General features: G+C 68.1%; 13 protein-coding genes. 5 read left to right on the top strand and 8 right to left on the bottom strand.

The features are described from left to right. Nucleotides 1-29 precede the first annotated feature (29 nt). Complete coding sequence (locus AB0J69_RS30465; protein WP_364123934.1) at nucleotides 30-1,001, bottom strand: MBL fold metallo-hydrolase; 972 nt, start codon at nucleotides 999-1,001, stop codon at nucleotides 30-32. 358 nt (nucleotides 1,002-1,359) lie between these two features. Continuing rightward, a complete protein-coding gene (locus AB0J69_RS30460) occupies nucleotides 1,360-2,208 on the bottom strand; it encodes a helix-turn-helix transcriptional regulator (RefSeq protein WP_364123932.1) in 849 nt (282 codons plus the stop codon). Nucleotides 2,209-2,319: 111 nt separating this feature from the next. Between AB0J69_RS30460 and AB0J69_RS30455 the strand changes: the two genes are divergently transcribed. The 3 genes from AB0J69_RS30455 to AB0J69_RS30445 all read left to right on the top strand — a co-directional run bounded on the left by AB0J69_RS30455 (nucleotide 2,320) and on the right by AB0J69_RS30445 (nucleotide 4,572). Continuing rightward, nucleotides 2,320-3,084, top strand: coding sequence for an SDR family NAD(P)-dependent oxidoreductase (locus tag AB0J69_RS30455; RefSeq protein WP_364123930.1), 765 nt, complete (start codon nucleotides 2,320-2,322; stop codon nucleotides 3,082-3,084). A gap of 177 nt (nucleotides 3,085-3,261) precedes the next feature. After that, nucleotides 3,262-4,140 (top strand): bile acid:sodium symporter family protein, encoded by an 879-nt coding sequence (locus AB0J69_RS30450; RefSeq protein WP_364123928.1) that lies wholly within the window; start codon nucleotides 3,262-3,264, stop codon nucleotides 4,138-4,140. Nucleotides 4,141-4,371: 231 nt separating this feature from the next. After that, nucleotides 4,372-4,572, top strand: a complete 201-nt coding sequence (locus AB0J69_RS30445; RefSeq protein WP_364123926.1) for a hypothetical protein — start codon at nucleotides 4,372-4,374, stop codon at nucleotides 4,570-4,572. A gap of 304 nt (nucleotides 4,573-4,876) precedes the next feature. Here AB0J69_RS30445 and AB0J69_RS30440 read toward each other — a convergent pair whose 3' ends face one another. The 5 genes from AB0J69_RS30440 to AB0J69_RS30420 all read right to left on the bottom strand — a co-directional run bounded on the left by AB0J69_RS30440 (nucleotide 4,877) and on the right by AB0J69_RS30420 (nucleotide 15,446). After that, nucleotides 4,877-7,441 carry a hypothetical protein gene (locus tag AB0J69_RS30440; protein WP_364123924.1) on the bottom strand — a complete coding sequence of 855 codons (2,565 nt, stop codon included), beginning with the start codon at nucleotides 7,439-7,441 and terminating at the stop codon, nucleotides 4,877-4,879. Continuing rightward, complete coding sequence (locus AB0J69_RS30435; protein WP_364123922.1) at nucleotides 7,438-8,154, bottom strand: ATP-binding cassette domain-containing protein; 717 nt, start codon at nucleotides 8,152-8,154, stop codon at nucleotides 7,438-7,440. Before AB0J69_RS30435 ends, AB0J69_RS30440 begins: the two co-directional genes overlap by 4 nt. Before the next feature lie 2 nt (nucleotides 8,155-8,156). Continuing rightward, nucleotides 8,157-8,519 (bottom strand): peptidase inhibitor family I36 protein, encoded by a 363-nt coding sequence (locus tag AB0J69_RS30430; RefSeq protein WP_364123920.1) that lies wholly within the window; start codon nucleotides 8,517-8,519, stop codon nucleotides 8,157-8,159. A 1,088-nt stretch (nucleotides 8,520-9,607) separates the two neighbouring features. Further along, on the bottom strand, nucleotides 9,608-13,282 hold the full coding sequence (locus AB0J69_RS30425; RefSeq protein WP_364123918.1) for a hypothetical protein: 3,675 nt from the start codon (nucleotides 13,280-13,282) through the stop codon (nucleotides 9,608-9,610). Nucleotides 13,283-14,996: 1,714 nt separating this feature from the next. Continuing rightward, a complete protein-coding gene (locus tag AB0J69_RS30420; protein WP_364123916.1) occupies nucleotides 14,997-15,446 on the bottom strand; it encodes a hypothetical protein in 450 nt (149 codons plus the stop codon). Between the two features lie 533 nt (nucleotides 15,447-15,979). On the opposite strand from AB0J69_RS30420, the gene AB0J69_RS30415 reads away from it, so the two are divergent. Further along, entirely contained in the window at nucleotides 15,980-17,536 is a 1,557-nt protein-coding gene (locus tag AB0J69_RS30415; RefSeq protein WP_364123914.1) for an OmpA family protein, read from the top strand. Between the two features lie 274 nt (nucleotides 17,537-17,810). Here AB0J69_RS30415 and AB0J69_RS30410 read toward each other — a convergent pair whose 3' ends face one another. Further along, nucleotides 17,811-17,951, bottom strand: a complete 141-nt coding sequence (locus AB0J69_RS30410) for a hypothetical protein (RefSeq protein WP_364123912.1) — start codon at nucleotides 17,949-17,951, stop codon at nucleotides 17,811-17,813. 292 nt (nucleotides 17,952-18,243) lie between these two features. Here AB0J69_RS30410 and AB0J69_RS30405 point away from each other — a divergent pair, with 292 nt between their 5' ends. Then, nucleotides 18,244-19,239 (top strand): LacI family DNA-binding transcriptional regulator, encoded by a 996-nt coding sequence (locus AB0J69_RS30405; protein ID WP_364123910.1) that lies wholly within the window; start codon nucleotides 18,244-18,246, stop codon nucleotides 19,237-19,239. Nucleotides 19,240-19,621: the final 382 nt, after the last annotated feature.

The following is a 19,621-nucleotide window of genomic DNA, read 5'->3' as shown; positions in this document are numbered from 1 at the left end:
CGTGCCGAACGGTTCGGACGGTGCCGCGATCACGCCGCGATGAACGGCTCCGTCAGATGCGGTGTCGCCAGGTGCAGCGCGGTGGCGGTTGCGTGGCCGAGCATGCGCTTCCTTGAGTGCCTGGCCGCCTCAGGGTCGATCTCGTGCGCGTAGGCGAGCTCGGGGTGGAGCAGCTGGAGGGCGTGCACCAGGAGGTCGCCGGTGATGAGCGCCAGCTCGTGCCCGTCGGCGACCAGCACGCTCTGATGCCCGGGCGTGTGACCGGGCGTGGCGATCGTGCGCCCGGCGCGCAGCGGCGTGTCGCCGTCGAGGAGCCGGAGCCGTCCGGCCGCCTGGAGCGGGTCGATGAGGGTCTCGCGCAGCTGCGGGTTGAGCGCGTCGAGGGCGTCGAACTCGGCCCGCTGGAGCAGGTATTCGGCGTTCGGGAAGTAGGGGCGGCGATCGCTGGTCGCGCTGCCGGGCGCAGCGGGGCCACCGGCCGCGCTGCTGGTCGAAGCGTTGCCGCCCGCAGCGCCGCCCGCAGCGCCGCCCGCAGCGTCGTCCGCAGCGTCGTCCGCAGCGCCGCCCGCAGCGCCGCCCGCAGCGTCGTCCGCTGGTGGGACGGCCGCCTCGGTCACGACCGCCCATCCGACGTGGTCGGTGTGCAGATGTGTGAGCACCACGGTGTCGACCTCGGCCGGGTCGATGCCCGCGGCGGCGAGCGACTGGGGGAGCGCACCGGGGACGGGCGCCCACGAGCCGGCCGGGCTGTCCGCCGGACCGATCCCGGCGTCCACGATGGTGAGGCCCTTGTAGCCGCGGATCGCGTACGCGCGGAACTGGAGCCGCCAGCGGCCCTCGGCGTCGACCGCGCCCGGGTCGTAGCGGTCGGCCTCGGCCCACTGAGCGGCGGTGGCCTCGGGGAAGGCGTCGGCGCGCGGGGAGAAGAACGGGCCCTCGCCATCGGCGAGGGCGATGATCTCGGTCGAGCCGATCCGGAGGCGGGGAACGCTGAGGGACATGGCCGGGATCCTGCCATGCCGCGCGCCCCGGTGGTGACTCGCCCCACCACCTGCTGTGCTCACGAGCCCCGATCTGTGTGAGGACGACGATGAGTTGAAGCAGGCCGGCCCGCACCATGGTCGACACCAGCCTCGACATCCCGCATCAGTGACGGTTCGCACGGCGGGATCGGGGTCAACACCCTGCTGGCGGGTGGCGGGCTCGAACGGCGTGTCCGTCGTGCTGGCCGGCGGCGACAACTCCTCAGCGTGGTCCTCGTGTGGTTCGGGCTGCGCCCGCGCGGCGAGCACCGTACCGCGGCCGTACCGGTGGGGGAGGAAGCCGGGAAGGTACTGCCCGCGTCCTCGGACTGAGCCGTCAGGGGCTGTCGGTGGGGAACCGTTCGTGCCCCAGCACCGCGAGCAACCGCAACTTCTCGTAGCCCTCGCTGCGCGGAGGAGCGGTGAGCACGAGCAGCGCCTGGGACTGATCCTCGGTGAACAGCGCCTGACAGTCGAGCTCGATCGGGCCGAGCTCGGGATGGACGAGCGTCTTGTGGTCCTCGAAGCGCCTGGCGACCTCATGCCGTTCCCACAGCTCGGCGAACTCCGCGCTGGCCTTCCGCAGGGCCCGCACGAACTCGCCGGCCCGCGACTGCGGGCCCATGGTTCCGTACGCGGCACGCAGGTTCGCGACCAGGGCGCGGCTCTGCCGGTCACGGTCGTCGGCCGGGTAGCGCAGCCGCTCCGAAGGATCGGTGAACCACCGGTAGATCTCGCTTCGCGCCAGGCCCGTGTAGCCCGACTTGTCGCCGAACAGGGCGTCGGCCATCCGGTTCTGCACGAGCGTCTCGCCCAGGCTGGACAGGATGAGCGCCGGGGTGTCGCTGAGGCGGTCGAGCACGCGCAGCAGCGCGGGAGCGACATGTGATGCGGCGGACACGGACGCCGGGGCGTTCTGCCCCGCCATCTGGAACAGGTAGTCGCGCTCGTCACCCGTCAGCCGCAGCGCCCGGGCGATCGAGGCGAGCATCTGCGGGCTGGGTTGCGGGGCGCGCTGCTGTTCGAGCCGGGTGTAGTAGTCGGTCGACATCGCGGCGAGTCCCGCGACCTCCTCGCGCCTGAGGCCCGGGGCACGGCGGCGCGCTCCCGCGGGGAGCCCGAGGTCCTCCGGCCGCAGCGCCTCACGACGGCGGCGCAGGAAGTCGGCGAGTGCTGCACGGTCCATATGTCCAGTATCTGCCCGTGCCCCAAGGAGCGACGACCGTGAGCCAGGGATCGTCGATCCCCCGATAACCACTCTCTGCACCGGCGCCGGCCGGCAAGGAAACCTTGGAGCATGAACATCTCCGGAAACACCATCTTCATCCCGGGCTCCACGAGCGGCATCGGCCTGGCCCTCGCGATCGCGCTGCAAGCCGAGGGGAACACCGTCATCGTCGGCGGCCGGCGCGCCGACCTGCTCGATCAGATCGCCGCGGAGCACCCGGGCATCGACACCGTACGGATCGACACCGCGGATGCCGCGAGCATCGACTCCGCCGCCCAGGAGGTCCTGGCCAGGCACCCGGACCTCAACGTCCTCGTCACGATGGCCGGCATCATGCGCGTCGAGGACTGGCACAAGCCCGACGCCTTCCTGGCCTCGGCCGAGGCGGTCATCACGACCAACGTGCTCGGCCCGATCCGCCTCATCGCCGCGTTCATCCAGCATCTGCAGACGCGGCCCGACGCCACGATCCTCACCGTCTCCTCAGGCCTCGCGTTCGCGCCCCTGAAGATCACGCCGAGCTACAACGCGTCGAAGGCCGCGATCCACATGCTCAGCGAGTCGATCAGGCTGCAACTCGCCGACACGAACGTGAAGATCGTCGAACTCGAGCCGCCGTCCGTCCGCACCTCGCTGCTGCCCGGCCAGGAGGACAGCGAGCACGCGATGCCGCTCGAAGAGTTCGTGGCCGAGGTCATGGCCCTGCTCGAGTCGGTGCCCGACGCGAAGGAGATCCAGGTCGAACGCGTGAAGTTTCTCCGCTACGGCGAAGCGCGCGGCGACTACGAGCAGGTCGTGGAGATGCTCAACGCGTCCGATCCGCACGGGAAGTAGTCCAGATGCCCCGGGTGGCGGCGGCGTGCCACCCGGGGTGAGGATTCGTCGCTCCGCCCCTCTTCCCATCTGGCCGGCGATCCCACATGGTGGGGTTCTGCAGCCGACGTCGATCAACGGAAGGCGCCCGGGATCCGGTCAACGAGCCCTTCCGGCACGGAGAGGACTCGCCCTTCCATGGCCCTTGCCAGCGTCTTCCTGCCCATCGCTCTGGCGATCATCATGCTGGGGCTCGGCCTGAGCCTGACGATCGCCGACTTCCGCCGCGTGCTCGCCTACCCCAAAGCCACCGTCGTGGCGCTGACCTGCCAGATCCTCATCCTGCCCGCCGTCTGCCTCGGCCTCGTGCTCGCCTTCGGCCTGCCGCCCGCCCTCGCCGTCGGCATGATGTTGCTGGCCGCCTCGCCGGGCGGCACGACCGCGAACCTCTACAGCCACCTGTTCGGCGGCGACGTCGCGCTCAACGTGACGCTCACCGCGATCAACTCGGTGCTGGCCGTCTTCACGCTGCCCCTGGTCACCAACCTGTCGCTGAGCTACTTCGGCAACGCGGGCACGCTCGGCCTCCAGTTCGACAAGACGCTGCAGGTGGTCGCGATCGTGCTGGTCCCCGTGGCGGTCGGCATGCTGGTACGCGCGTTCGCCCCGCGTTTCGCCGACCGCATGGGCACGCCCGTGAAGATCACCTCTGCCGTCGTCCTGGTCCTGGTCATCCTCGGCGCGCTCCTGCAGGAGCTGGACAACCTCGCCGGCTACATCAGCTCCGTCGGCCTGATCACGGCCCTGTTCAGCGTGATCAGCCTGACCGTCGGCTACTGGGCTCCCCGCCTGGCCGGGGTGGGCCGCCGCCAGGCCATCGCCTCCTGCATGGAGATCGGCATCCACAACGCGACCCTCGCGATCGCGGTCGCCCTCAGCCCGGCGCTGCTGAACAACGCCCAGATGGCCGTCCCCGCGGCGACGTACGGCATCCTGATGTTCCTCACCGCGGCCGCCGCCGGATTCCTCATGAGATCCCGCACGCCGGAAGCCGCGGCCGAGACGACCGCCGCCTAGTGACTCGGTCTTGAGTTTCGTCGTCTGATGGAGGAATGGCGGGCAGACCACGACGTCCGCTCGTGCTGGGCGCGGACGAGCGGCGAACGCTGCGAGGGTGGGCCACACGCGGTAGGACCGCAGAGGTGCTGGCCCACTGGTCGCGGATGTGCCGAAGGCCTGGACAACACCGCCGTGGCCCGGCGGCTGGGCATCATGCGGGACACGGTGGGCAAGTGACGTAATCGGTTCGTGGATCGCCGGCTGGACGGGCTCGGTGACGAGCCGCGGCCCGGCACTCCATGTACGCTCACCGACGCCCTGGCGGAGGAGGTGGTCCGCACGCTGCAGGAGGGGCCCGAAGGAACGACCCAGTGGTCCCGGCGGGAGTCGGCCGCCCGGGTGGGGATCACGCGTGCGGCGCATCTGGCGGGCGTTCGGCCTGCAACCTGAAGGGTGTCAAACTGGGCCCAAGTCCTTGACCTGCCCTTTCTTGACTGCACCACGTTGGTCAGCCGGCTCGCTGATCAGCGCGCCGAGGACTTGACGGCGCTCGATCCGGCCCGTCGGCAGCGGGATCACGTCGGAGGCGTCGTCGGTGGAAGCTCCGAGGCCGAGTGAGCGGTGCGGCCGGCGGCGATTGTAATGATCGGTGTATTCATCGAGGACGGTATGAAGGTGCCGCTCGCAAAGATCAGTAGCCTGTCGGTGCGCTCCTGGGGCCAGAGTCGAAAACCGTACAGTTCTTTTCTCCTGATCAGCCGTCTGTGAGCGACTTCCTGGCGCGTAGACCGCGGACGGATTGCAGAGCCGTGAGGATGACACCCAGGTAGATCGCTGTGCTGAGTAGGAGGAGTTGCCCCCACGGGATGCTGAGGGTGAAGCTTGACGCGCTCGAAACGAACACGAGGATCGGCAGGGCGGCGATGAAAGCGGCCAGCAGAGTGCTGAATGTGAGGACGACGACGTGTTCGTAGAGCAGGATCTGCCGTGTCCAGCTGGTGGATATCCCGATGCTGGTCAGTTGGCCCAGGTAGCCGCGCAGGGCTCGGGTCTGTTCACGGGTGACGGTCAGGCCGGCCAGGAAGAGCAGGACGACGAGTCCGACAGCGGTGATGACGAAGGCGGTCTGCGGGATGATCGGTGGCGGGGGAGTGTAGATCTGTACGGACTTGCCATCCAGACCGGCGTCGACGAAGCCCCGCTGCAAAGCCTCGGCCTGCGCTTCCGTCAGCCCCGAGTACATGATTGCGCCGCTGGTCAGCGGCAACCCCAGCTGCTGTGCACGGGAGGTGAGCATGACCGCGTCGGTTCCGGTACGCCACCCCGAGGGCGGGACGTCCACGGTGGCGAGCGGTATTGCGGCCGTACGGCCGATCACTGTGTCGGCACTCTTGACCACGAGCGGTGTCCGAGCCGCGGGGCCACGCGGAGGTCGCTCGGCATCCGCCCAGACCAGTAGCCCGCCGTTGCGCAGCACCGTCTGCTGCGCCGAACTCAGCGGATGCGCGATCAACTGCCGGACCTGGTCTACGGAATCGAGCGCCAGAACGCTGGCGTCCGACCCCTCACGGGTTGCGGAGCGCTTGGCTTCCCCCGCGCCGTCCAGATCGAGGAGGTATCTCAGCTGCGCGCGCGCGGCGGTACGCGGAACCGAGGCGTCGGCACGTTTGACGATCGGCGCAGGAGGGGCGAGCACCGTTGAGGAAGGATTCGTGACGAGCACCTGACCTGGGAGGACGTCGGGGGATGGTTCCTGTGCCAGGGTCCGTACCAAGGTGTTGAACAGGGTGAGATACCCGACGGAGATGCTCAGCAGTATCGTCAGCACGGTGATGGACGCGTTCACCCGTATGGTGTCGGCGGCGAGCCGACGACGTGCCAGCCTCCTGCGGGGCCCGCATTCGGGCAGCGCCCGCAGCAGCAGGCGGGTGATCTCAGGTACCAGGAGCAGGACGGCGGCGGTCAGCAGGCCGCTGAGCACCATCGCCTCCGCCGGTGAGTCCACCTCCGCCGCGAAGATGATCACCGCGCTCCACATGATGGCCGCGAGCACATGCCGGAGGTCACGCCCGAGCTTCTGGAACCGGCCCGTGTGGACGGATTCATTGTCGGCGCGTGTGCCGGGGCGTCCGTCTGCCGTCCGGCCCGTCTGCTGTGACCGTGCGCTGCTTCGGCTGCGGGCGAGGGCCAGGCCCCCGCAGGCCGCGCCCACCACCATCAGGCCCAGCAGGCGAAGAGCGGCTGGGGCCAAGCCGGACACCGGGCCGGAAGGCCGGTCACGGACCTCGGCCAGCACCATACGGGCGACGGCTCCGACCGCGACGCCTGCCACGCCTCCCACGGTGGCGGCGGCCAGGCACCACGTCAGCGCGGCGAGAGTGATACTGGCGACACCGAGGGCGGGCCGTATGCCGACGGCCATCAGAACGGCAAGGGAACGCCGGAAGCGCCGATTGTTGAGCCCGAAGACGAGGATCACCGCACCCGGCGTCAGCAGGAGGGAAGGTACGGTGTAGCCAGCGGGGGAACGCTCGATCGAGCTCCGCTCGGGCCGTGAGATGAGCTGCTGCCGGGTCATCAACGACGCCGCGACGGTCTCCCGTACTCCATCGCCTGGTTGCCGCTCGGCGACTTCGGCGGCGACGGCATCGATCACAAGGGCGGCCGACCGGCCGGACCACAGCAGGAATGGCTGCGCCCGGAGCCGGGGAAATCCCTGGAGCAGCCGCGGGTTCAGGGTGGCCCAGGTTTGCGGAGCGGCGAGGATGTTACTCATCCGGGCGAACCGGTCATCGGCGGTGCCCACCACTCGCAGTCGCACTCTCCCACCCATCGCGGCCAGCGTCGTGCCCGCGACGGCGCGCACATCGCTGGGTTCGGTCACCACGACCTCCCCGGGCCTGATCGGCCACCGCCCGGACAACAGCGCATAGCGGTCCGGAAATGGCTGGCGAGCCCAGTTTCCCTCCAGAAGGGTGACCTCACGCGTGGGCGTAGTGGTCAGCTGAAAGTCCGTCGCCGACAGCATCGCCATCGCGCCGGACGCTTCGCCGCCGGGCAGGCGGCCCATGACGTCGGCGCCGAAGGAGTCGTCGCCGGGCTGCAGGGCGATGCTGCCGTAGCCGACGGCCGCGTCGAAACGTCCGAGATCACGGTCCGCGACCTGCCGTCCGGACAGCGAGAGCGTGTCCAGCGTGACGTACATGGCCATCAGGCACATGGTGACGAGGAACACGATCGACGTGGACAGGACCAAGGCGCGTGACCGCATGAACCGGCTGGTGAGCCGGGCGGTGTACCGCGCGGTGTGGAGGTTCATACGCGCGCGCTCCGGACAGAGCCGACCTGCTCCAGCCGGCCGTCGGCCATCTCGTAACGGGCGTCGGCGAAGTCCTGGCACCGTGGGTCATGGGAGCAGATCACGGCGAGGGCGCCCGCATCACAAAGCGTGCGAACGAGTTGGAACAGCTCCAGGGTGGCCGACGAGTCCAGCGAGCCGGTCGGTTCATCCCCGAGCAATATCCGCCGATTCCCGGCCAAGGCACGGGCCACCCCGACCCGCTGGCGTTGCCCGCCCGACATGGCGCGCGGTAGCCGATCCGCCAATCCGGCCAGCCCTACCCGGGATAGTTGCCGGACGGCCTCCTCGCGCGCCGAACCGGCAGGCATGCCCAGCGCCTCGAGGGGAAGCGCGACGTTCTCTGCCGCTGTGAACTCCTCGATCAGCTGGTGGTCTTGGAACACCATGCCGACCGTGCTCAGTCGTAGCCGAGCGCGCTGCTTCTCATTGGCCTGGGTGACTGTGACGCCCCCCACCTGGATCTCCCCGGAGTCGGCGAGATCCAGGCCCGCCAGCAGGTTCAGCAGGGTCGACTTGCCTGAACCGCTGGCGCCGAAGACGCAGATGAACTGCCCCGAACGGGCGAGAAAATCGACATCACGGACGGCCCATACGGTCTCGGCATCCGATCGGTACGCTTTTGTCGCGCCGTTGACCCGGATCAGCGGTGCGTCATCGAGAGAGGCGGACACTGTCAGCAGCTGCCGTTCGTCTTCCAGGAAGAGACCTCGTCGCTGTTCAGTGATGAGACGTTGTTGTCTCTGCTGACCCGGCCCATGGTCTGCTTGTCGCCTCCGCCGTTGGCGTCCGCGTACATGCAGCCGCTGTACGTCGATGAAGTATTCGCCCAGGAATCCATCTGGTTATTGCCACTGCCCGACAGGTTTGCGGTTCCACCGCCGCCGGCCCGTTCGCCGATCAGCCAGTTGTAGTCGTTGTTGCCCCACATGCACAGATTGCCGGAGTCGCATTCGTTCAGATCAGCCGTCGCCATTCCCGGGCCGACCCACGCAGCCGCGGCGATCATACCGCCGAGGACCAACGTCTTGACTCGCATACCATTACTCCCTTTCTCGTTTCGAATGCTGTCGTCACTGATGCTCGCTATAACCCCAGCTCAGCCTCCTCTTATTCGCCCTATTGCTGAGAACAGCGAAGCCGGACAAGGATTGTCCAGCAAGGAACACGGCAGCTTGACAAACAATTGGACAACTGGTGGCGGATAATTCCCAGGTCGGTGCCGGTGTGCGACCAGCGTTTTTCAACGAGGCATCGCTTGGCCCAGAGTTCCGGCCGGGGCGGTGCGGTCCAGGAGATGCGCCTGCCCACGGCGGCGGCCCGTCTCGGGCTCTCATGAAGGATTGAACGTTGCGGGCTGAATAATGACCTCATCGCCGCCCCGGTCGGAGCTGGCTGCTACCTTTCAAACCAGGTCGATCCGAGCTTCGGACAAGCAGTCAACAAATGGAGAAACAACAAAATGTCCAAGTCTCGATCCCGCGCGAACACGCTCATGCGCGGTGACAGGCCGGGGGTGCGCCGGTCGCCCCGAGCAGGATCGGGTGCGAGTCAATTCGCCCCCTTCGCGAGACTGACGACCCGTCGGCCGCTTCACTCACCGATCCCTCGGCACACCGCTCGACTTGGCGAGCGCCAGACAGGGGCAGAATGACCCCGCCGCTACATCGCCTGGCACAACCGCGACGCCGACAAACCTCCGCCTAGGAAGATCACCAACAGGGCAGGCGTGAGCTGACGCGGCAGTATCTCGCCCTGCAGTAGTCGACGTGTCGGCAGGGGATCAGGTAGTCCGCGGCAGCCTGGGGGTAGTGGGGTTGGGAACGATGATCGCGGCGGCGGTCACGGGTCGGCCTCGTGGACGGCGGTGGTGAACTCAGTGCGGGGCTACGAGGATGAGCTGGTCGTACGCGGTGAGCGAGGCGCGCCAGCACCGGGTAGTCGTAGCCAGACGAACGGCGAGCCAGTCCTGAGCTGGTGATGGATGCCTGGGTCCCAGCCGGAGATCGGTGGCAGCACTGGCACCGGCACGATCTCCCCGTCGCCGGCGGAGGAAGTGGCCTGGCAACCGGGCCGGTCTCACCGAACGTGTCCTGAAAGCGGCAGACGAAAGGACGGCACAGGTGATCAGTTTCTGGCCAACCGCCGATCGACGCGGGCCAGCAGGTCGTCGATCGGCTCACAGGCGGTGCAGCGCCACAGGCGCACAGTTCCGTCCCCGTGCGCTGTGGCCAGCAGCATTCCGTCGCGAGAGAACTCGATGCTCTCCACGGTGGCGGCGAATCCTCCCACCGTGATAGGCGGGGCGGCCACGTCGGTGCGCCAGATACGGGCGGTCCCATCGTGCCCTGTCCCCGCCACCCATCGCCCGTCAGGGCTGAAAGCGACGGACCACACCATGCTCTGATGGCCGCGTAACACCAGAGGTCTGCCGTGACCTGACGTGGGCCAAATCCTGACGGTGCCGTCGGTACCTGCGCTGGCCAAACGCCGCCCGTCCGGACTGAACGCGACCCCCCACACGAGACCTTGGTGACCGCGCAGGATCAGCGGGGGCGCGTCGCGGTGGGCATCCCAGATCCGTACGGTGCCGTCCTGCCCGCCGGTCGCCACCTGGCGTCCGTCGGGGCTGAAGGTGGCGTAACGGATCTGTACGGGGTCCGCCCGCCGTACCAGCGGGAGTGCCGCGCCAGTGAGATCCCAGATGCGCAGCGTGCCGTCATACCCGGCACTGGCCAGCCACCGGCCGTCCGGGCTGAACGCGGCGGTCCACGCCGGACCCTTGTGACCACGCAGTACCACGGGCTTCGCGCCGTCATCCGCGTCCGTGATCTGTATCGTGGCGTCCTTGCCGGCGCTGGCCACGCGTCGCCCGTCGCGGCTCACGGCCAAGCCCACCACCTCGCCAGGGTGGCGGGTCAGCACCTGGTGCGTAACGGCTGCCCGGTCCCAGCTCCGTACAGTGCCGTCCACACCGCCGCTGAACACCTTACGACCGTCGGGGGTGAACGCTGCCACCCACACCTCCTTTTCATGGCCGCGCAGCACCGAGACCAGCCCCATCCCTCGCGGATCCCAGACGCGTACCGTTCCGTCGTCTCCCGCGGACACCAGCCTGGTCCCGTCAGAGCTGAACGCCGCACCCCACACGACCCGGTCGTGGCCGCGCAGGACGAGCGGATCCCCGGTCCCGCTCGGGGACCAGATGCGGATTGTGGCGTCGTCGCTCGTGGTGGCCAGGAAATGCCCGTCATGGCTGAAGGCCAATCCCTCCACCGCGCCCTCATGTCCGTGTAGAACTACGGGCGGCGTGTTCCCTTCGGTCTGCCACACGCGTGCCGTGCCGTCGATGCTCACGCTGGCGAGCAGGCGCCCGTCCGGGCTGAACGTAACGTTCTTGATCGCCGCGGTGTGTCCGCGCAGGACTTGGGGCTCGCCGCGTCCCTTCAGGTCCCACAGGCGTACGGTCGCGTCGTGGCCGGCGCTGGCCAGCACACGTCCGTCCGGGCTGAACGCCACTGAGGTGCTCTCCCCCTGGTGTCCCCGGAGGACCTGTGGAGCACCGGCGCTGTCGGTGTCCCAGACACGGATTGTGCCGTCCTTTCCGGCACTGGCCAGACGTCGCCCGTCGGGGCTGAACGCGACGTTCCACACCGGGCCTTCATGCCCGGTGAGCACGACGGGCGTGGCATCGCTGTGCATATTCCAAATTCGGATCGTCGCATCGGTCCCCGGGACGGCCAGACGCCGCCCGTCCGGGCTGAACTTCGGGCTCAACGCCTGTTTGCGATGCCCGCGTAGCGCGATCAGAGGCTGGGCAGGCAGGCTGCCGGAGACCCACGGCCACACCCGGACGAGGCCGTCGGCCGAGCTGACGGCCAGGTGAGCGCCATCTGGGCTGAACGCTACTCCCGATGCCCGTCCCAGCCCAGGAACCGTCGCCAGGAGGTGATCTTCGACGATACCCTGCCGCAGAACCGACTCGGCTTCGACTGTCGGCCACAGCCCGTGCGCCCGTCGCGCGAGACCCAGCCCGCGCCCGGGGTTCAGGTCCAGCTCGGCGCGGGCCTCGGCTGCGAGCTGGCGAGAGAGAGCGACGTCGCGCTGCTCGCCGGCTTGACGGCCCTGGAACACAGCGACCACGGCCAGCACGCTGACTACCACGGTCGTCGCGATGAGCACGGTCATTGCCAGGCGGGAGCGCCGGCGTCGACCAGCGGACTTGGCTGTTTCGCGGCGCCTGCCCGCGTCGAGAAAGGCGCGTTCGAGGTCGTTCAGCGTGTCCGCCGGCTGGTCGTGCCAGTGCGACAGGCGTGTCCCGCGATACAGGAACGCCTCGTCCCGGCCGTGCTGGTCCCATTCGGCGGCGGCCTCCGCCAGCCGCCGGTGCGCGTGCAGTCGCTCGCGATCTTCCTCCAGCCAGGCGCGTAATCGGGGCCAGCCTCGGATCAGCGCCTCGTGCGCGATGGTCACGGTGTTCTCCTCGGCCACGATCAATCGCGCAGCGATCAACGTGTCCAGTATCTTGGCCGTTCGTGCTCCCTGGTGGCTGGATTCGAGCTCGCCACGGGGTGCGCGCCTGCGGGTGTCCTCGGTTCCATCTCCTGGCATGGTCAACCGCAGAAACACGTCCTTGGCGATGTCCTGTCCGGCCGGGTCGAGCTCGCCGTAGACGCACTCTGCGGTCTGCGAAATCGCGCCGCGCAGGCCGCCCGTCGCCCGGAACGCGGCCGTGGTGAGCGACGCGCCCGTACGGTGCCGCCAGGTCTCCAGCAAGGCGTGCGAGACCAGCGACAGCGCACCCACCTGGCTGCGTGCCTCGTCCACGACCAGATCCACCAGCTCCGGATCGACCCTTATCCCCGCGTGCCGGGCCGGGCCGGTGATGACGGCGCGCAGATCGTCTTCCTCCATCGGCCCGATCAGCACCTGGTTGTCCTGCAACGCGGACACAAGTGTGGGGTAGTGAGCGCAATGCCCGTAGAAGTCCGCACGTACACCCAGCACGACATGCACGCGCGGTTCGCGAGCGGCGGCCATGAGTGCCGCCACGAAGCCGCGCCGCTCCCGCTCATCGTGACAGAGGGTGAATATCTCCTCGAACTGATCGACGATGATCGCCAGGTGGACTCCGACTGCTCCACCGCTCAGAATCTGGGCACACAGCGTATGGATGGCATGCGGGGCGGTGAGCATCTCGTGGATCGGGCCAGCCGCGATGCCTTGCGCATTGCCCAGATGGATGAACAGATGACGGAGCGGCTGCTCGCCGGGGGTGAGCAGAACAGCGTGCCATTCGCTGCCGTTCCCCTCTCCTCCGGCTCCCGTGAGAACCGGCAAGAGGCCTGCCTGGAGGACCGATGACTTCCCGGCACCTGAGGGACCGAACAACGCAAGAAGAGATGTGCCTGCCAGACGTTCGCGTAGTTGCCGTACCAGGTGCTCACGTCCGAAGAATAGGGGTGCATCCTCCGGCCCGAACGGGGCCAACCCCAAATAAGGCGCCGCGCCTTCTTCGAGGCCGGAACTGTCCGGAGCGAGTACGCCCGTCAGGGCCTGCCATCGGCTTTCCCACTCGTCGCGATCGCCGTCGCACGCCTCAACGTAGGCGAGCGTAACCGCGAGACTCGGGACGACCACTCCGCCGGCCGCCTCTGACAGGGCCGTAACGGAGAAATTCGCACGTTTCGAAAGCTGCCGATAACTGGGCTGTCCTGCCTTCGCTCTCAGTTGCCTGAGCTCGAACGCGAACCTGTGAAGTGGGTCGTTATCCGGATCCAGCACCCGCTCAGGACGTCCCATTGCCCTCATCCTCCCGGTGGCAGTGGAGGTCAACGCCGGCACGAACGGCTATCGGGACTTGCGTACAACGAGACAAGCATGACTAGCATATTGACGACTTTCATGTGGCTAGTCAAATCATTAGGACGCAGAGTTCTGGACAACACCTCAGGATTGGACTGCCGCAGGTCACGCACCCCAGCCGACCTGTGCGTTGGTCGTCCAGTCTCCTTTGCCCTCGCAGGACGACCAATGGTCCCCCAAACAGGGGGACATCGCGGGGAATCGCCATGATCGAACGGTGCATCGCCGGAAACGCACGCGCCTATCAGGTGGTGCCGAAGTGCGTACAAATGAAATGCTGCCGGCTACGCCTTCGGCCGCCTCTCGGCGCCACTTGTTCGACCATTCGTCGGACGAACGAGAGACATCCCATGCCAAGAAGAATGGCGCTGACCGCGACCGCGTTTCGTGATGGCGCCGCTGCGCCCCTGCGCCTTCTGGCGGACGCGGCCCCTTCCAGCCGTATTCCGACGGCACCGTACGTCGCCAGTACACCAGCCGAGGCGCCCAGAGATCAAGGAGGTGGTCGTCCAGCGGCCATGACCTGATCACAAGCTCGTCGTCACCTGCCGGTGTGAGTCCGGTTCGGGTAATCGCGAGGGAGTGCGGTAGCAGGCTGGCCGCTTGGTCGGGAATGGCCAGATCAAAGCCCAGCGTCGAAAGCCCGTCAGAGGAAGCAACTGAGCGGTCCGTGGCGGAAGCGAAGCCTGCCGCGTCGTTAGACACCAAGAGAGCCGAGCCGGGCGGTTCACGGCGAAGGCACGGAAGCGATGCGGAGGCTGGAATGCAGCCGCGAGGAACTCTCCGGCGTAAGGGGCGGGGAACGTTCAGAAGCTGGCGGCGGGAATTGGGAGGCCCCTCCCCTAGGCGTGGACAGCGTCGCTCTATAACCGGTGACTAGCCGGGACGTGGACGGCGGCCGGGAGGAAGCCGGAGGCGGTCGTAGTACCGATCGAGCCGCAGGACAACACAACCTGCGGTGCGGGAAGGGTCGCTGCTTCGTTCACGCGCGAGATTGCAAGGGGGTGTTGGAACGGGCGTGGGAGGATGTGCGCCGCAACCGCGGCGCGGGCCGGCATCGTCCGGGTATCGGGCCTGCCCGATACCCGGACGCCGAACGTCCGGGGAGGCCGGATCGTCGCATTGGGCGTGCACCGGACGGCGATCCCGGGGACCAAAAGCCTGGTCAAGGAGCTGACCTACGTCAACAGCATCGCCTACGGCCGCCCCGCCAGGGTCCGCGAAGTCGAGGAAGTGGCGTCCATGTTGGCCAAGAAACCCGAATCGCACAGACGATCACCACGCATCGGTTCCGTATCCAGGAGACTTGGGAAGCGTTTCGCGTTGCGGTCGACCGTAAGATGGTCATCGGAGCCCTGATCAGGCGCTTCACTCACGCGATAGCCAAGCCGACCAGTTCACCATGCACCCGGCAATATCCCCAGATCGGGTTCTTCCCCGCCAAGGCGCAGCACCAGGTTCCGGATCTCCCTGCTCGTCCTCGAGTGGCCGAGCTGACTGCAAAACGTCAACCGGCGTCGGACCGGGCGGCGGTGCCAGGCCGGCAGGAGTCGCGCCAGCGCGGCAGGGACAGCGACATCAACCGTGGTACGTCCCAGTCAGGACCTGGCGGTCCCGGCCGTGGAGAAGCGGCCGCGTCATGCCGGGAGGATCACGGGCAGGAACTCGTGGACTGGGCCACCACGTGGGCGGCCGCGAAGTCCTCGACCTTGACGTACGCCGTCGACTTACCTCTCCGGTCGTACCTGGTGTGGTTGTCGGGCTGGCCGGGCAGGGCGAATTTCACGTAGTAGCACCAGCCCGCGTCTATCTGCACGACGTCCCAGTCCTCGTTGGACGGGGTGCGCCCGCCCCTCGGGGCGAGGCCGCGGGATGCCTGGTCGCTGCCGCACGTCGGTCTGGTGGTCGTCAAGGTGCCCGTCGAGCCGCCGCTGAGGCACCAGTTCCTGATGGCCGTCGCGGGGTAGGCGCTGTCGTTGATCACCGCGCCGTTCAACAGCGCGGTTGCCGCGAACGCCGGCGGCGGCGCGACGGCCGTAAGCGTGACGACTCCGGCGACGACGGCCGTGGAGACCAGTGCGGCTCGCTTGATGATGGACACGATCGCTCCCTACTTCGGGTATCCGTGCGCCTGGTCAAGATGTCTTCTTGATCGGCGGTTTCGCAGGACCAAAAGCTAGTTCAGCCTGGTTTGTCCAGCGAGAGCGCGATGTGCTGGACAAACAACATGGGGCGCCGTGAATGCCAATCGAACCGCGATGCGGGACCATTCCAGCGGTTCGCGCATGAGTTGCGCGGTCTGCATGATTCCGCAAGCCGGCGGAACGGGGACTGGGGATAGGTGCGAAGAGTGGCACGCACGGTTCTGAGGGGGACCGTCGCAGCAATGCATCGGCCGCTCGGCCGGGTGGCCCAGTCCGAGGGGATCGCCGAAGTGCACTGTCCAAGCGGACGGCGGATTCACCGCGATCTGACCGGCAGCCCCCATCGTGCAAGGTCCCCGCTCGCCGGGTAGGACCGCGCGTCTCCCTGCCCTCGTATCTTGGAGCTCCCGATGGCGCCTTCGTGCGACAAGCCACATTGGTTTGTCCGAAAATATAACTTTCGGGCGGAAAGTACGACAGGATCGTGCGGGTGAGCCCCCGGAGCGTCGTCCCGTTCGTTGTCCTCCTCATGGTCGCCGCCTGCACCGCGCAGGAGGCGGCGCCATCAGCCGCGCCGGCTCCCTCGACCGCGCCGTCCTCGACCACCGCGGCCGCCACCCCGAGCGCGTCCGGTCAGGACACCCGGCCCGCGCTGGCGGAGACCCGAAGCACCAAGACCCCGGAGCTCGCGGTCGCGGTCGTCGGTCTGAACCGGGTCAAGGGCAAGCACCTGGTGGCCCAGCTCAGGCTCACCAACACGGGCACGGAAGCGAACCTGTCGTGGCCGGGCCAGATGGGCGACAACACGCGCCCGCTCGGGGAGATCCGCTGGGCATCCGGCATCGGCGTGCTCGACGCGCAGGCCCGTACCTGGATCCTGCCGTACAAGCCGGCCGACTTCCCGTGCCTGTGCAGCGACGAAGACCGCGACGGTCTGGGCATGTTCATCGACGGGGGACAGTCGATCACCGTGTACGCGGTCATGCCCGCCCCATCGGGCAACCCCAGCACCGCCACCGTCGTCACCCCGGTGGGCCCGCCCATGCCTGACGTGCCGATCAGTGACGACCCGCCGGTCCCGGCGCCCGGTATGACCATCCCCGACCCGGACGCCGAGCCCGTCACCACCGTCACCCGCCGGCTCGTGACCCCGTCGGAATCGCTCGACAAAACGGAAGAGACCGCAGACACCGGCACGGATCTCCAGGTCAACCTGTCGTCGGACGTGCTGTTCGCCCTGAACAAGGCCATGCTCACCCCCAGAGCCAAGGCCGTGCTGGCCCGCACCGCCAAGCTGATCGACGCCTCGCCAGGCCCCTCCGTGCAGGTGGACGGGCACGCCGACTCCTCCGGCACCGACGCCATCAACAACCCGCTCTCCGCGCGCCGCGCCGCAGCCGTGCGCCAGGCGCTGTCCGCGCTCGTCACCAGGCAGGACGTGCGTTTCCGAGCCAAGGGGTACGGCTCTCGCCGGCCGCTCTACAGCAACGACACCGACGAGGGCAGGCGGCGCAACCGGCGGGTCACGGTGGCGTTCGCCAAGCCGCAGGCCGCCTTCGAGCAGCCGGCCACGTCCGCCACGTCCACCACGTCCGCCGCCCCGGGCGCGACCGGGCTGACGGCCACCGGCAAGGCGGATGGCCAGCCGATCTCCATGGAGGTGACGGGGCTGCGGCGGCTGCCCGGCGGCCTCGGCCTGCTGACCTACCGGATCAAGAACGAGGGCGCCGCCGAGACCTGGTTCAACGAGCTGCACCATGCGCAGGACTGGATGTCGTTCAAGTATCAGGCGGCCACCAACGTGACGCTGACCGACGTGGCCGCAAGGCGTCAGTACCTGCCAGGCCGCCTCCAGGTGCCCGCCGAGGGCGGGAACGTGGACTCGTACTGCGCCTGCACGGACCTGTCCGGCGTGCGGCTGGGCACGGAGAAGTTCGGGCCCGGGGCGGAGAAGGTGTTCTGGAACCTGTTCGCGCTGCCCGAGGGCGTGGCGACGATGAAAGTGAAGATCGGGACCTTCCGCGACCTCCAGGTCTCCGTGCGGTAATACGCGCTCAGCCTGACAGGCCGGCGACGAAGGCCGCGGGGATCAGGGCGACCGTGAGCGAGACGGCTCACCACCGGAGAGCTGGGCCGTCAAGCAGCACGGTGATAGCGAGGGGCACGAGCAACACCCTGGCCGAGTCCCTCGAACGCGAGACGCTGCAGGGCGGCGCACAGCTCGCACGACGGCCACACCGCTCGCACGGTCCGACGGCACTCGCCCGGGACCTGGCTGATGAAGCCCGGCGGATCGGGAAGCGGGTGCGCACTGAACCACCTCACAACGACACGTTCGCGCCCTCCAGCACGCGCATGAAGGCACGCGACCATTCAGGCAGGTCCGGCCAGCCACGACAGGAGACCATCGCACCGTCCACCACGTCGGGGGCCTCCACGAAGGTCGCACCGGCCATCTCCATGTCGGACCTCAACGGCGGGAGCGCCGCCGTGGTACGGCAGCTCTACCGCACGCGTGGTGGGCGCTCCTACTCTCCACGGTGGACCTTGATCCGCGTGGGACTGGAATGGCGGACCCCCGCCGGAGGCCTCACTCGAGGACCGCGTGTACGCCGAGCACCGTCCGGACTACGCGCACGCCCCGGTGCGCTGGGCGCTCGAGCCCGCCGCCGATTCGGGCGGTGAAGGCTCAGCTTGTCTCCCCTCTGGTCGTATAGTGACATCACGCGCCGTCCGAATCGATCAAAGGGAGCTATGGCCAAGGTCGGAATCAGTGACGTCGCCGCTCGTGCCGGGGTTAGCGAAGCGACCGTCAGTCGCGTACTCAACCGGAGAGGCGTGGTCGCCGCCACGACGCGGCGGGTCGTGGAGGACGCGATCCGCGAGTTGGGTTACGACCGCGGGGTGCAGAGCCAACTCGTCATCATCCTGACGCCTGGGCTGGCCCAGCCCTTCTTCGGGCGGCTCTGCGAGCTGATCGAGTCGGCACTGGCTCCCCAGGGATTCAAGGCCGTCGTCTGCTCCACGACGGTGGGCGGCCTGCAGGAGATCGACTTCATCACGTCGATGATGGACCTGGGAATCGCCGGAGCGGTCTTCGCCTCGGCCAGCAACACCCTTGTCGGAGCGGATCCGGGGCCGTATCGGCTGCTGCAGGAACGCCAGATCCCGTTCGTCTCGATCAATGGCGCGATGGAGGGTATTTCCGCGCCCACGTTCTCCACGAATGACAAGGTGGCCGCAGGCCTGGCCGTCGAGCACCTGTGGAACCTCGGCCACCGGGAGATCGGCATGATCGTCGGCCCGGTGGGAAACCGGCCGAGCGAGCGGCGGCTCGAGGGTTTCATCGATTCGATGAGCGCGCGCGGTGTCGAGAATCCGCGCCGGCTCGTCGCGCGCCAGGTGTACAGCGTCGAGGGCGGCATGTCCGCCGCGGAAACCCTCCTCGACCGGGGCGTGACCGCCATCGTCGCGGCGAGCGACTACATGGCGCTGGGGGCGATCCGTACGGCGGGACGCCGTGGCTTGTCCGTCCCGGACGATGTCTCCGTCGTCGGCTACGACGACCATCAGATCATGGGGTTCGTCGATCCGCCGCTGACGACGGTCCGCCAGCCGATCGAGCGGATCTCGCAGGCCATCTCGGCCACGATGGTGCATCTGGTGAACAGGCGGCAGGTTCCCGCCGGGGAGCTGATGTTCGACCCGGAGCTGATCGTCCGGCGTTCGACGGCTGCTCTCCGCGCCTAGCCACGACGGTTCGTCTGCCTGCGGCGGCTCCCAGACTCCTGCTTGAGCCCGCCCCGTTGCTGTCTTCTTGACGTGTTTTTGCAAGAAGCTGCATAAGCCGTCCATCGGTTCGCGGAGCCCAGGTGGCGGTGCGGACGGGCCGTCATGTGGCACCGGTGGACACGATCACCTGCGAAAAGACAGCTGCCGTGCCGGAGGCCTCCTGTCCGGGCTGCTCCCTGCGCGACTGCGGGCCGCTCCGCGCTGGAGGCGCTCACGCTGTCCAGGGCCTCGTTGTGCGACGTCTTTGTCGGAGTATTGACGGTTTATGGCGTGCATGTAACACTCGCTCCTCATGACGAGCAAGTCACCATCTGCGGCCCAGGTCGGTGGATCGGGACAG

The organism is Nonomuraea sp. NPDC049709, from assembly GCF_040674815.1.
Classification (GTDB): domain Bacteria; phylum Actinomycetota; class Actinomycetes; order Streptosporangiales; family Streptosporangiaceae; genus Nonomuraea.
This window is presented reverse-complemented; position numbering and strand designations above follow the sequence as displayed.

Excerpts from the sequence above, each read along its gene's own strand:
- AB0J69_RS30465 (WP_364123934.1), bottom strand. The coding sequence starts at position 1,001 with ATGTCCCTCAGCGTTCCCCGCCTCCGGATCGGCTCGACCGAGATCATC.
- AB0J69_RS30460 (WP_364123932.1), bottom strand. The coding sequence starts at position 2,208 with ATGGACCGTGCAGCACTCGCCGACTTCCTGCGCCGCCGTCGTGAGGCG.
- AB0J69_RS30455 (WP_364123930.1), top strand. The coding sequence starts at position 2,320 with ATGAACATCTCCGGAAACACCATCTTCATCCCGGGCTCCACGAGCGGC.
- AB0J69_RS30450 (WP_364123928.1), top strand. The coding sequence starts at position 3,262 with ATGGCCCTTGCCAGCGTCTTCCTGCCCATCGCTCTGGCGATCATCATG.
- AB0J69_RS30440 (WP_364123924.1), bottom strand. The coding sequence starts at position 7,441 with ATGAACCTCCACACCGCGCGGTACACCGCCCGGCTCACCAGCCGGTTC.
- AB0J69_RS30430 (WP_364123920.1), bottom strand. The coding sequence starts at position 8,519 with ATGCGAGTCAAGACGTTGGTCCTCGGCGGTATGATCGCCGCGGCTGCG.
- AB0J69_RS30425 (WP_364123918.1), bottom strand. The coding sequence starts at position 13,282 with ATGGGACGTCCTGAGCGGGTGCTGGATCCGGATAACGACCCACTTCAC.
- AB0J69_RS30410 (WP_364123912.1), bottom strand. The coding sequence starts at position 17,951 with ATGGAGATGGCCGGTGCGACCTTCGTGGAGGCCCCCGACGTGGTGGAC.
- AB0J69_RS30405 (WP_364123910.1), top strand. The coding sequence starts at position 18,244 with ATGGCCAAGGTCGGAATCAGTGACGTCGCCGCTCGTGCCGGGGTTAGC.